At 63.4% G+C, this 12,283-nt stretch carries 11 protein-coding genes; 10 read left to right on the forward strand and 1 reads right to left on the reverse strand.

Annotated elements, in window-relative coordinates; genetic code table 11:
* The first annotated feature begins 1 nt into the window (after nt 1).
* The 7 genes from AB4O35_RS16070 (at nt 2) to AB4O35_RS16100 (ending at nt 8,495) form a co-directional block, all read left to right on the forward strand.
* Nucleotides 2-1,843, forward strand: a complete 1,842-nt coding sequence (locus AB4O35_RS16070; protein ID WP_065880923.1) for an ABC transporter ATP-binding protein — start codon at nt 2-4, stop codon at nt 1,841-1,843.
* Nucleotides 1,840-2,148 (forward strand): (2Fe-2S)-binding protein, encoded by a 309-nt coding sequence (locus AB4O35_RS16075; RefSeq protein ID WP_065875926.1) that lies wholly within the window; start codon nt 1,840-1,842, stop codon nt 2,146-2,148. Before AB4O35_RS16070 ends, AB4O35_RS16075 begins: the two co-directional genes overlap by 4 nt.
* The gene (locus AB4O35_RS16080) at nt 2,130-3,506 is read left to right on the forward strand and encodes an FAD/NAD(P)-dependent oxidoreductase (protein WP_065880924.1); all 1,377 of its coding nucleotides are present in this window, start codon (nt 2,130-2,132) and stop codon (nt 3,504-3,506) included. The genes AB4O35_RS16075 and AB4O35_RS16080 overlap by 19 nt, the downstream gene beginning before the upstream one ends.
* Nucleotides 3,503-4,657 carry an NAD(P)/FAD-dependent oxidoreductase gene (locus AB4O35_RS16085; RefSeq protein ID WP_460149107.1) on the forward strand — a complete coding sequence of 385 codons (1,155 nt, stop codon included), beginning with the start codon at nt 3,503-3,505 and terminating at the stop codon, nt 4,655-4,657. Before AB4O35_RS16080 ends, AB4O35_RS16085 begins: the two co-directional genes overlap by 4 nt.
* Nucleotides 4,654-5,811, forward strand: a complete 1,158-nt coding sequence (gene argE / locus AB4O35_RS16090) for an acetylornithine deacetylase (protein ID WP_065945907.1) — start codon at nt 4,654-4,656, stop codon at nt 5,809-5,811. The genes AB4O35_RS16085 and argE overlap by 4 nt, the downstream gene beginning before the upstream one ends.
* 117 nt (nt 5,812-5,928) lie before the next feature.
* Nucleotides 5,929-7,389 (forward strand): NAD-dependent succinate-semialdehyde dehydrogenase, encoded by a 1,461-nt coding sequence (locus AB4O35_RS16095; protein ID WP_065945908.1) that lies wholly within the window; start codon nt 5,929-5,931, stop codon nt 7,387-7,389.
* 20 nt (nt 7,390-7,409) lie between these two features.
* Nucleotides 7,410-8,495 carry a tartrate dehydrogenase gene (locus AB4O35_RS16100; RefSeq protein ID WP_065890693.1) on the forward strand — a complete coding sequence of 362 codons (1,086 nt, stop codon included), beginning with the start codon at nt 7,410-7,412 and terminating at the stop codon, nt 8,493-8,495.
* 123 nt (nt 8,496-8,618) lie between these two features.
* Here the strand turns inward: AB4O35_RS16100 and AB4O35_RS16105 are convergent, their stop codons facing one another.
* Nucleotides 8,619-9,545 carry a 2-hydroxyacid dehydrogenase gene (locus AB4O35_RS16105; RefSeq protein WP_065875935.1) on the reverse strand — a complete coding sequence of 309 codons (927 nt, stop codon included), beginning with the start codon at nt 9,543-9,545 and terminating at the stop codon, nt 8,619-8,621.
* A gap of 194 nt (nt 9,546-9,739) precedes the next feature.
* On the opposite strand from AB4O35_RS16105, the gene gabT reads away from it, so the two are divergent.
* From gabT to AB4O35_RS16120, 3 genes are read left to right on the forward strand one after another with little or no spacing between them, the layout of a single operon-like run.
* Nucleotides 9,740-11,032: a 4-aminobutyrate--2-oxoglutarate transaminase gene (gabT, locus tag AB4O35_RS16110; protein ID WP_065875936.1), complete on the forward strand. Its 1,293-nt coding sequence runs from the start codon at nt 9,740-9,742 to the stop codon at nt 11,030-11,032.
* 48 nt (nt 11,033-11,080) lie between these two features.
* On the forward strand, nt 11,081-11,725 hold the full coding sequence (locus AB4O35_RS16115; protein ID WP_065880929.1) for an HAD family hydrolase: 645 nt from the start codon (nt 11,081-11,083) through the stop codon (nt 11,723-11,725).
* A 45-nt stretch (nt 11,726-11,770) separates the two neighbouring features.
* Entirely contained in the window at nt 11,771-12,259 is a 489-nt protein-coding gene (locus tag AB4O35_RS16120; protein WP_010449292.1) for an Lrp/AsnC family transcriptional regulator, read from the forward strand.
* The last annotated feature ends 24 nt before the right edge of the window (nt 12,260-12,283 follow it).

Consider the following 12,283-nt stretch of genomic DNA (forward strand, 5'->3'; position numbering starts at 1 on the left):
AATGACCCAATTGATTCGCGTCGAAGACCTGCGCGTCGTTGCTGGCGACGAAGGCAGCGAGGTAGAAATCGTCAAAGGCGTGAGCTTTTCCCTGGAAAAAGGTGAAGTGCTGGCGCTGATCGGCGAGTCCGGCTCAGGCAAGACCACCATCGCCCTGGCATTGCTCGGCTATGCACGGCGTGGCTGTCGCTTGTCCGGCGGGGTGGTGCAGGTGGGTGAACACGACATGCTCGCCCTGAGTGAAAAACAGCTGCAGGGCCTGCGTGGAAACCGCGTGTCCTATATCGCCCAAAGCGCCGCCGCCGCGTTCAACCCGGCGAAAAAACTCATCGACCAAGTGGTAGAGGGCGCGTTGATCCATGGCCTGGGCACCCGGTCCGAGTTGCAAGCCAAGGCGATCGGCTTGTTTCGTGACCTGGCCCTGCCCAATCCCGAGCGCATCGGCCGGCGTTACCCGCACCAGGTCTCCGGCGGGCAACTGCAACGGGTGATGGCGGCGATGGCGCTGATCAGCGACCCGCTGCTGGTGGTGCTCGACGAGCCGACCACCGCGCTGGACGTGACCACCCAGATCGACGTGCTGCGCGCATTCAAACGCGTGGTGCGCGAGCGTGGCGCGACGGCGGTGTATGTGTCCCACGACCTGGCCGTGGTTGCGCAAATGGCCGACCAGATTGTGGTGCTCAACGGTGGGCAAATCCTCGAGCAGAGCGCCACCGCGCCGCTGCTCAAGACACCGGCCCATGAGTACACACGCAGTCTGCTGGCCGCCGCGCGGCCGGATACCACCATTCGCCCGCCTTGCGGGATTGCCGAAGACGTACCGCTGTTGACCATCAGCGGCCTCACCGCCGGTTACGGCAACAAGAACATGCAGGGCATGCCGGCGATTCGGGTGCTGGAAGACATCGACCTGACCGTGCGTCGCGGCCAGGCCATCGGTGTGATCGGTGAGTCGGGCTCCGGCAAATCCACCCTGGCGCGTGTGGTCGCGGGGCTGTTGACCCCGGCCATCGGTGGGCTGACGTTTGACGGCCAGCCGCTGGGCGGCAGCCTGTCTGAGCGTACCCCGGAGCAATTTCGGCGCATCCAGATGGTGTTCCAGAACGCCGACACCGCCCTCAACCCGATGCACAGTGTGGCGACCATCCTCAGCCGCCCGCTGAAGATGTATTTCGGCCTCAAAGGCGCAGCGCTACAGGCGCGTATCGGCGAACTGCTCGACCTGGTGCGGCTGCCGCGCACCCTGGCTGAACGTCGGCCCAATGAACTTTCCGGCGGGCAAAAACAACGGGTCAACCTGGCCCGCGCGCTCGCCGCCAAGCCTGACCTGATCCTGTGCGATGAAGTCACCTCGGCCCTCGACACCGTGGTCGGCGCGGCGATCCTCGAACTGCTGCGCGACCTGCGCCAGCAACTGGGTGTGTCCTACCTGTTTATCAGCCACGACATCTCCACCGTGCGCGCGCTGTGCGATGACATCGTGGTGATGTACAGCGGCCATAAAGTGCAGGCCGGCAGCCGGCAGTCGTTCGCCGAACCACCGTTCCATCCGTATACCGACCTGTTGATTCACTCGGTACCCGAGTTGCGTCAGGGCTGGCTGGAAAGCTGCGCCACCACCTGCGCGACACTGCCGTCGATTGGCGAGCGGGCCAACGTACCGGAACTCTGCACCTTCCTCAGTCGCTGCCCGGTACGGGTCGACGGCCTGTGCAACCGCACCGCGCCGAACCGCCGCACCCTGGACAACGGCGGTGAAATTCTCTGCCACCACGACAGCGCCCAGCTGCTGAACACCCAGCAGGGCGTCACGACCATGACCTTGGGAGCGTATGCATGAAAGGGCGTTTTGTGAGGCTGGCCGAGCAGGGCCGGCCGACGGTCAGCCTGACCGTGGATGGCGCACCGGTCGAAGCCTTGCAAGGCGATACCTTGATGGTCGCGCTGCTGACCCAGGGCAACGCCTTGCGCCAATCGGAATTCGACAGCGGGCGCCGCGCCGGCTTCTGCCTGATGGGCGCGTGCCAGGATTGCTGGGTGTGGACCCGCAGCGGCGAACGCCTGCGGGCTTGCTCCAATGAGGTCCGTGACGGACTGGACATTGTCACCACACAACCGGAGGCGACATGGCCACTGCACGGGTAATTATTGTCGGCGCCGGGCCGGCCGGCGTTCGCTGCGCGGAAACCTTGCTGGCGGCCGGCATCAAGCCGATCGTGATCGATGAAAATCGCCGCGACGGCGGGCAGATCTACCGTCGCCAGCCAGACGGCTTTACCCGCGATTACACGACGCTGTACGGCACTGAAGCTGCCAAGGCCCAGGACCTGCACCAGAGTTTCGACCGCCTGCGCGGCGCCATCGACTACCGCCCCGACACCCTGGTGTGGAACCTCACGCCGGGGCAGTTGTGCTGCGTGAGCCAGGGCCGCCACAGCACGGTGGATTACGACGCGCTGATTCTTTGCACCGGCGCCACCGACCGCTTGATGCCCATCGAAGGTTGGCAGTTGGCGGGCACCTACAGCCTGGGCGGCGCGCAGATCGCGCTGAAAAACCAGGCCGTGTCCATTGGTCATCGCGTGGTGTTCATGGGCAGCGGGCCGTTGCTGTATCTGGTCGCGAGCCAATACGTCAAAGCCGGCGCCGAAGTGGCAGCGGTGCTCGACACTTCGCCGCTGAGCCTGCGCCTCAAAGCCTTGCCCAAACTGCTGGCGCGCCCGGCGGTGCTGTTCACCGGGATCAAGCTGCTGGCACAACTGTATCGGGCCAAGGTCGCGGTGCACCTGGGGATCAAGCCGCTGCAAGTCATGGGCGATGCGGCCAATGGCGTGATGGGCGTGCGGTTCACCACGGGCAGCGGGCGGACTGAGACGGTGCAAGCCGATGCCGTCGCGCTGGGTTACCACCTGCGCCCGGAAACCCAACTGGGCGACCTCGCCGGGTGCGCCATGGCGTTTGATCATGCGTCCAGCCAGTGGTGGCTGGCGACCGATGAGGCCGGGCGCACGTCGGTAAAGGGCGTGTATGCGGCTGGCGACGGTTCGAAAATTCGTGGTGCGGATGCCGCTGAGCACGCCGGGCGCCTGGTGGCGTTGGCACTGCTGGAAGACCTGCAGCAACCGATCAATGCCGGCCTGCGTGATGAACAACAGCAGGCCCTGGCCGTGATGGATCAATTCCGCCTTGGCTTGGCCGAAGCGTTCCCGTGGCCCAGCGAACAGGCCAAGGCGCTGCCGGACAGCGCCATTGTGTGCCGCTGCGAAATGATCAGCGCCGGTGAACTGCGCCGCACGGTGAGCGAGAAGGGCGCCTGCGAGGTTAACCGCGCCAAGGCGTTCAGCCGCGTGGGCATGGGCCGTTGCCAGGGGCGCTATTGCTCCCAGGCCGGCGCCGAAGTGATCGCCGCCGCCGCCGGTGTGCAGGTCCAGGAAGTCGGTCGCCAGCGCGGCCAGGCACCGGTCAAGCCGTTGTCGATGCTCACCGAGGAGGTGTCGCCATGAGCGTGCAAAAAGCCGATGTGGTGATTGTCGGCGGTGGCCTGATGGGCTCGGCGACCGCGTTTTTCCTGCGGCGTCGCGGGCAGTCGGTGATCCTGCTGGAGCGCGACCAAATCGGTCAGTACGCCAGCGGCGTCAATTTTGGCAATGTGCGCCGGCAAGGGCGGTTCCTCGGCCAACTGGCCCTGGCCAACCGTTCCTGGGCCTTGTGGAAACGCCTGCCGGAGCTGATTGACGATGACCTGGAGTTCATCCCCAGCGGGCATATGCGCGTGTGTTATCGCGACGATGAAATCGCCGAGTTGGAGGCCTATGCCGCCGCGCCGGAAGCCGCGCAACTGGACCTGAAAATCTATCGTGGCGCCGAGTTGCGTCAACGTTTCGGTTTTCTGGGGCCGGACGTCAAGGGTGGCTCCTACGCGCCCCACGACGGCCACGCCAACCCACGGCTGGCTGCACCGGCGTTTGCCCGGGCCGCCAAGCGCCTGGGCGCGCAGATCGAAGAGCGCACCGAAGTGGCCGAGGTTCAGAAAGTCGGCGCCGACTTCCATATCACCACCACCGACGGCCGCCAGTTCCAGGCCGCGCAACTGCTGATCACCGCCGGCGCCTGGGGCCAGAAACTCTCGGCGCAGTTCGGCGAGCCGGTACCGCTGGACACCCACGGCCCGCAAATGGCGGTGACTGAGCCGGTGCCCTATGCATTGCCAACAGTGATCGGCGTGTACACCAAGATTCCCGAGGAAGTGATCTACTTCCGCCAGATTCCCCGAGGCAATATCGTCATTGGCGGCGGCTACCGCAGCAAACCCGACATGCTTAACCGCCGCGCCTATGTGGAACCGCGCAGCATCCTCAATCAGGTCAACCAGATGCGCCGCCTGCTGCCGGGCGTAGGCAACCTGAGCATCATCCGCGTGTGGAGCGGCATCGAAGGCTACCTGCCGGATTCGTTGCCGATAATGGGTCCCAGCGGCACCGTCGACGGGCAGTTCTATGCCTTCGGTTTTTGCGGCCACGGCTTCCAGCTCGGCCCTGGCGTGGGGGATGTGATGGCCGAACTGCTCAGCACCGGCAGCACCAGCACGCCCATCGAGTCGTTCTCCATCACCCGCTTTGCGGAACCTGCCGAACAACGGAGCCACGCCTCATGAAACCCCGCGTCCTCGAGATTCTCAAACAACTGATGGCCTTCGACACGGTGTCATCGGAATCGAACATGGCCCTGATCGACTACGTGCGCGGCCTGCTGCTGGGCAAAGGCATCGAGTCGTTGATCGTCAAGGACCAGAGCGGCAAGAAGGCCAACCTGTTCGCCAGCACCGGGCCCAAGGATCAGCCTGGCGTGTTGCTGTCCGGGCACACCGACGTAGTGCCGGCGGCAGGGCAGGCGTGGACCTTTCCCGCCTTTGCCGCCACCGTGCAGGACGGGCGCATCTATGGTCGGGGCAGTTGCGACATGAAAGGTTTTATCGCCCTGGCCATCGACGCCATGCTCGATGCCGCCGACTACAACCTGAACCGCCCCCTGCAACTGGCCCTGTCCCATGACGAAGAGATCGGTTGCGTCGGGGTGCGGCGCTTGCTCGACGTGTTGCACCTGGCACCGATGCGACCCTTTTTGTGCGTGATTGGTGAACCGACCAATATGCAGTTTGTACTCGGCCACAAGGGCAAGGGGTCCTACCGCACTTATTGCCGTGGGCAGGAGGCGCATTCTTCGCTGGCGCCGCGTTCTGTCAACGCGATCCATGTCGCCTGCGACTTTATCGCCGCCCTGCGTGAGAGCCAGCAGCAGCTGCAACAACAGGGCGCCCAGGACCATGACTACGACGTGCCCTACAGTACGGTGCACGTCGGGCAGATTGTCGGCGGCAAGGCGCTGAACATCGTGCCCAACCTGTGCACCTTGGATTTCGAGGTCCGCAACCTGCCGGCCGACGATCTGGATCAGTTTCTGGAGCAGATGCGCGAGCGTGCCGAAGTGATCGTGCGTGAGGCGCAGAAGCTGTCCAGCGTGGCCGCCATCGAGATTGAAACCGTCAACGTCTACCCTGGCCTCGACACGCATCCCAGCGTCGAAGCGGTGCGCTTCCTCAAACAGTTCGCGGCGCCGGACACCGGCACCTCCAAGGTCTCGTTCGGCACCGAAGGCGGCTTGTTCAAGCAGCGCCTGGATGTGCCAGTGGTGGTGTGCGGGCCGGGCTCTATCGAGCAGGCGCACAAGCCCGATGAGTTTATCGAGATCAGCCAGATGGACGCCGGCGAGCGCTTTTTGCAGGGCTTACTGGGCTCCTTGAAGGTGTAGCAGAGCCTGCCGTCCTGGGGTGAATTTCAGCACGGCACGCTGCTGTAACCGCACTTTCGGCATCCTCATCCGTGGCAGCTCCCTAGACTGGAACCTGTCTCGGATCAGGACTCGACCATGCTCAAGAATCGCTTGCAAGACCCCAGCCTGCTGGCTGAACTCGCCTACGTGGATGGCCAATGGATTGCTGCCGACAGCGGCGCCACCCTGGACGTCCGCGACCCCGCTACTGGCGGCCTGCTCGCGCAGGTCCCGGCGATGGATGCGGTAGATACCCGCCGTGCCATCGAAGCTGCCGAAAGCGCCTGGCCCGCCTGGCGTGCGCGCCCGGCGGCAGAGCGCGCGGCGCTGCTGGATCGCTGGTACCAGGCGATGCTCGACAACCTCGACGACCTCGCACTGATCATGACCAGCGAGCAGGGCAAGCCGCTCAACGAAGCGCGCGGCGAGGTGCGCTACGGTGCCGGTTTCGTCAAATGGTTCGCCGAGGAAGCGCGCCGGGTCTACGGCGAAACCATGCCGGCGCCCAGTGGCGATCGCCGCCTGCTGACCCTCAAGCAACCGGTGGGCGTATGCGCCGCCATCACCCCGTGGAATTTCCCCAACGCGATGATCACCCGCAAATGCGCACCCGCGCTGGCGGCCGGGTGCCCGATCATCGTCAAACCGTCGGACCTTACACCGCTGTCGGCCCTGGCCCTGGCGGTGCTGGCTGAGCGCGTCGGCATTCCTGCAGGGGTGTTCAATGTGATCACCGGGCTGCCCGCCGGCATCGGCGCAGAGCTGACCGGCAACCCGGCGGTGCGCAAGATTTCCTTCACCGGCTCCACGGCGGTGGGCCGCTTGTTGATGCGCCAGAGCGCCGAGCACATCAAGCGCCTGAGCCTGGAATTGGGCGGCAATGCGCCGTTTGTTGTGTTCGATGACGCCGACCTGGAACAGGCGGTGGCCGGCGTGATGATCAGCAAATTCCGCAACGCCGGGCAAACCTGCGTGTGCGCCAACCGCATCCTCGTGCAAGACGGCATCTACGAGCGTTTTGCCGCGCGCCTGGTGGAAGAGGTGGGCAAGCTCAAGGTGGGCAACGGCCTGGAAGACGGCGTGACCATCGGCCCGCTGATCAACCCCGCTGCGGTAAACAAAGTGGCGCGGCATATCGACGATGCCCTCAGCCAGGGCGCTCGATTGTTGTGTGGTGCGATCCCTGCTGGCGACAACCAGTTTGTGCAGCCCACGGTACTCGGGGACGCCCATGCCGGGATGTTGCTGGCCAATGAAGAAACCTTCGGCCCGGTGGCGCCGCTGATGCGCTTTACCGATGAAGCCGACGCGCTGGCCCTGGCCAACGCGACGCCGTACGGCCTGGGTGCCTACTATTTCACCCAGGACTTGAAGCGTTCGTGGCGCTTTGGCGAGGCCCTTGAGTTCGGCATGGTCGGGCTCAATACCGGGATTATCTCGATGGAAGTCGCGCCATTTGGCGGCATCAAGCAATCGGGGCTGGGGCGTGAGGGCAGCAAGTACGGCCTGGACGAGTACCTTGAAGTCAAAGCCTTCCACATCGGCGGCTTGAACTGACAGTCAGTGAGGAGTGGTGCATGAACAAGGCATTCAGGATCGCCGCGATTGCCGGCGATGGCATTGGCAAGGAAGTGTTGCCCGAAGGGCTGCGGGTATTGGAACAGGCCGCGAAAATCTGGGACCTGAACCTGAGCATTGAGGTGCTTGATTGGGCCCACTGCGATTACTACCTGGAGCACGGGCAGATGATGCCCGAGGACTGGTTCGAGCAACTCAAGGGCTTTGACGCTATCTACTTCGGCGCGGTCGGCTGGCCGGAAAAAGTCCCGGACCATATTTCCCTGTGGGGCTCGCTGCTCAAATTTCGCCGAGATTTCGACCAGTACGTGAACATCCGCCCGGTGCGGCTGTTCCCCGGCGTGCCGTGCCCGCTGGCCGGGCGCGAGCCTGGGGATATTGATTTTGTGGTGATCCGTGAGAACACCGAGGGCGAGTATTCGTCGGTCGGCGGCAAGATGTTTGAGGGCACCGAGCATGAGTTTGTGTTGCAGGAGTCCGTGTTTACCCGGCGGGGTGTCGACCGCATTCTCAAATTTGCCTTCGACCTGGCCCAGACCCGCCCGCGCAAGCGGTTGACGGCGGCGACCAAGTCCAACGGGATTTCCATCAGCATGCCGTACTGGGATGAGCGCACGGCGTTGATGGCGGCGAACTACCCCGACGTGACGTGGGACAAGCAGCACATCGACATCCTGTGTGCGCGGTTTGTGTTGCAGCCGGACCGGTTTGACGTGGTGGTGGCGTCGAATCTGTTTGGCGACATCCTGTCTGACCTGGGGCCGGCGTGTGCGGGCACGATCGGGATTGCGCCGTCGGCGAACCTGGACCCGCAGCGGCGGTTTCCCTCGTTGTTCGAGCCGGTGCATGGCTCGGCGCCGGATATTTATGGGCAGAACATTGCCAACCCGATTGCGATGATCTGGTCGGGGGCGCTGATGCTGGATTTCCTGGGGAATGGGGATGAGCGCTATCGCGCGGCGCATGATGGGATTTTGCGGGCGATTGAACAGGTGATTGCCGAAGGGCCGATTACGCCGGATCTGGGCGGGCAGGGCTCGACGCAGGATGTCGGGCTGGCGATCACTGAAAGGCTCGATTTCTAAGCAGAGCACGGTCAAAAATGTGGGAGCGGGCTTGCTCGCGAATGCGGTGTATCAGTCAAAGATGTACTGACTGAATCACCGCATTCGCGAGCAAGCCCGTTCCCACATTTTGATCTTCATACATCAGTAGCCCAGTGAACGATCCACTTCGCCGACCATGCGCTCGCCGCGCTCAAACCGGCGGATATTTTCCAACAACACCCCAAACGCACTCGCCGGCTGGGTCATCGCCGCAATATGCGGCGTCAGCACAATCTGCGGATGATCCCAAAACGGATGACTCGCCGGTGCAGGCTCCTCCTGCAACACATCCAACACAGCGCCACTCAACCGGCCGCTGCCCAATGCCTCCAGCAAATCCGCTTCAACCAGATGCCCCCCACGGCCCATATTGATCAACGCCGCCCCCTGTGGCAGTTGCGCAAACACGCGCCGATTGAGGATGCCCTGCGTCTGCTCGGTCAGCGGCAGCACACACAGCAGAATGTCGCACTGACTGAGAAACGCCGGCAGTTGCGCTTCTCCTGCATAACACTCCACCCCTGAAACCTGGTGCGCGCTGCGTGCCCATCCCGACAACGCAAACCCCAGCGGCGCCAACGTCGCTAGAATCTCTCGCGCCTGGGCGCCCAGCCCCATCACCCCAACCCGCCGATTCACCGCCGGTTGCAACAGGTGCGCCTGCCAGCAGCGCGCAACCTGCTGCTGGCGATAACGCAACATATCCCGGTGCAGGCTGAGCACGGCCCAGCTGGCGTATTCGCACATGCCACGGGTGATGCCCGGGTCGAGCAGGCGCACCACCGGCAGCGCCGGCGGCAAGCGAGACAGGTCCAGTTGATCGACACCGGCCGACAGCGCAAACAGCACTTTGAGGTTGGGCAGCAATTGCGCCACATCCTCCGGGGCTGTCCAGGCGGCGAGGTACTCGACCTCTTCGGGGTTGCCGATGTCTGGCCAGGCACGCCATTCGATATCCGGGGCATGGTGGGCAAAGAGCGCCTGCCACTGTTGGCCGCGCACCGGATCAGCTTTGTAGAGCAAGGCCATGGGCATTTCCTGCTGGATAAAGGGAAGCCTCATCATCGCCCATACCCCGGCGCAGGATCTGTTGAAAGGCGGGGGCAAAACAGTTGATCCGAATTTCTCACGGGGCAAGTTCGGCTGAGTGCGTTGCCCGCAGGCCGTAATCTGAACAGCATCGCAACCACCTCCAGGTTGCCGGACTCACGATGGGAAATGCCATGAATAGCAAAGTCGACGAAACCCCTCATTTGCTCCGTCAGCGCGAGCAGTTCGTGCCCCGTGGGCTGGTGACCGCGCATCCGCTGGTGATCGACCGCGCCCAAGGCGCTGAGTTGTGGGACGTGGATGGCAAGCGTTACCTGGACTTCGTTGGCGGCATTGGCGTGCTGAATATCGGCCACAACCACCCTAAAGTCGTGGCGGCTGTGCAGGCCCAATTGCAGAAGGTGTCCCACGCGTGTTTCCAGGTTGTGGCTTACCAGCCTTATCTCGACCTGGCCCAGCGCTTGTGTGAAATGGTTGGCGGTGAGGAGGCCTATAAAGCCGCGTTCTTCACCTCCGGCGCCGAAGCGGTAGAAAATGCGGTGAAGATCGCCCGCGCCCACACCAATCGTTCGGCGGTGATCGCCTTTCGTGGCGGCTTCCATGGCCGTACGTTGCTGGGCACTACGCTCACGGGGATGAGCCAGCCTTACAAACAAAACTTCGGCCCGTTCGCGCCGGAGGTATTCCACACCCCCTACCCGAACGCTTATCGCGGGGTGACCAGCGAGGTCGCGCTCAAGGCGCTGGATGAGTTGCTGGCAACCCAGGTCGCGCCGGAGCGCGTTGCGGCGATCATCATTGAACCCGTGCAGGGCGACGGTGGTTTCCTCACGGCGCCGCCGGAGTTTCTGCAGGCGCTGCGCGCGTTGGCCGACAAGCACGGCATTGTATTGATCCTCGACGAGATCCAGACCGGCTTCGGTCGCACCGGCACCTGGTTCGGTTTCCAGCACGCCGGCATCAGGCCCGACCTGGTCACCGTGGCCAAGAGCCTGGCCGGAGGCTTGCCGTTGTCCGGCGTGGTCGGCAAGGCGCACATCATGGATGCGCCGCTGCCCGGCGGCCTCGGCGGTACCTATGGCGGTAACGCCCTGGCCTGTGCGGCGGCGCTGGCGGTCATCGAAGCGTTTGAGCACGAGCAGTTGCTGGCGCGCAGCCAAGTGCTGGGCGAGCGTTTGCGTCAGGGTTTACTCGGTTTGCAGGCGCGCTTCGCGAACATCGGCGACGTACGCGGCACCGGTTTTATGCTGGCCATCGAGCTGATCAAGAATGACCCTGAGCGCACCCCGGATGCCGACCTCAATCAACGGGTGATCGACGCCGCCCGCGCCGGTGGTTTGCTGGTGATCAAGTGCGGCGTACACCGCAACGTACTGCGCTTCCTCGCGCCGTTGGTGACCACCGAGGCGCAGGTCGACGAAGCCTTGCAGATTCTCGACGCGGCCTTGGCACGGGTCTTGAACTGAGGCTGTGCCCGCTAGGGGCGAAATGCATCAAGGGAGGCTTGACCCACCATGGGGCTGACAGATTATCGGGCGTTGCTGATTGACTGCGATGAAGTGCTGGTGGATCGGGATTCGGGGGTGTGGGCGGCGTTGCAACCGCTGCTCGACAGCCGTGGTGGGCAGCCAACCCGGGAGGCCGTGCTGGCCGAATACGACGCGGTCGTTGCCGCGCTCTACCCGCGGTTTGCTGAGCTAGGCTTCAGTGGCGTGTTGTGTTTCGCTCATCGCCAGCTGGCTGAAAAGTGGGGCCTGCATGCCAGTTGGGAGGAGGGCATGAGCTTTGCCCGTTCCGCGGGCAATTGGTCGCTGTTCGAGGATGCGCCGGGGGCGATGCTGTACCTGCGTAAGTTTTATCGCCTGCTGGTGCGTGGCGACCGCGATGCCGAGGATCGCGGGATGTTGTGCGAGCGCCTGGGGATTGCACCGGAAGATTTCATTTCCCTGGCCGATGACCCGCAATGGCACAATCCTCAAGCCTTTGATGAGCAGCCGATCCTGCACGTGACGCGTCCGTCGGTCGGCGCAGAGCACGCGCTGGACCGCTGTTTGATCGGCCGCCAACGGGCCAGACAGCCTTCGCCTTGCGCGGCGGAGTACTGCATCAACAGCATGGCGGATCTGGTGGCGCAGCATCAGCTGTCTTTACGGCGCTGATTTTGCTAGAAGATTGTCTTACAAACGGCAGTCAAGAGGTACGCAATGGAAGGGCAAGTCAAGCTGGACCGGATCGACATCAGCATTCTGGTTGAACTGCAAAAGGACGGCCGGATGACCAATGTCAGCCTTGCCGACGCCGTGGGCCTGTCTGCCAGCCCCTGCCTGCAACGGGTCAAGCGGTTGGAGTCGGCCGGGTATATTTCCAGCTACAAGGCGCATTTGAACCTGGCCAAGATCACCGACTCGGTCACGGTATTCACCGAGATCACCCTCAGCGACCACAAACGCGAAGATTTCGCCAAGTTCGAATCCAATATCCGCCTGGTTGACGAAGTGCTCGAATGCCACCTGATCAGCGGCGGCTACGACTACCTGGTGCGCTTCATGACGCGCAGCATCCAGCACTATCAGGAAGTGGTCGAGAGTTTGCTGGACAAGAATATCGGGATTTCCAAGTACTTCAGCTACATCGTGATCAAGTCGCCGGTGCTCAAGGACGGTGTGCCGCTGCGCAAGTTGCTGCGGCACTGAATCGGGTTTGCGTGGGCTGTACTC

It is taken from the genome of Pseudomonas sp. H1_A03 (assembly GCF_054685145.1).

Coding starts and splice junctions, on each gene's coding strand:
- AB4O35_RS16100 (WP_065890693.1), top strand. CDS start 7,410: ATGAACAAGGCATTCAGGATCGCCGCGATTGCCGGCGATGGCATTGGC.
- AB4O35_RS16070 (WP_065880923.1), top strand. CDS start 2: ATGACCCAATTGATTCGCGTCGAAGACCTGCGCGTCGTTGCTGGCGAC.
- AB4O35_RS16075 (WP_065875926.1), top strand. CDS start 1,840: ATGAAAGGGCGTTTTGTGAGGCTGGCCGAGCAGGGCCGGCCGACGGTC.
- AB4O35_RS16080 (WP_065880924.1), top strand. CDS start 2,130: ATGGCCACTGCACGGGTAATTATTGTCGGCGCCGGGCCGGCCGGCGTT.
- AB4O35_RS16115 (WP_065880929.1), top strand. CDS start 11,081: ATGGGGCTGACAGATTATCGGGCGTTGCTGATTGACTGCGATGAAGTG.
- AB4O35_RS16120 (WP_010449292.1), top strand. CDS start 11,771: ATGGAAGGGCAAGTCAAGCTGGACCGGATCGACATCAGCATTCTGGTT.
- gabT (WP_065875936.1), top strand. CDS start 9,740: ATGAATAGCAAAGTCGACGAAACCCCTCATTTGCTCCGTCAGCGCGAG.
- AB4O35_RS16095 (WP_065945908.1), top strand. CDS start 5,929: ATGCTCAAGAATCGCTTGCAAGACCCCAGCCTGCTGGCTGAACTCGCC.
- argE (WP_065945907.1), top strand. CDS start 4,654: ATGAAACCCCGCGTCCTCGAGATTCTCAAACAACTGATGGCCTTCGAC.
- AB4O35_RS16085 (WP_460149107.1), top strand. CDS start 3,503: ATGAGCGTGCAAAAAGCCGATGTGGTGATTGTCGGCGGTGGCCTGATG.
- AB4O35_RS16105 (WP_065875935.1), bottom strand. CDS start 9,545: ATGGCCTTGCTCTACAAAGCTGATCCGGTGCGCGGCCAACAGTGGCAG.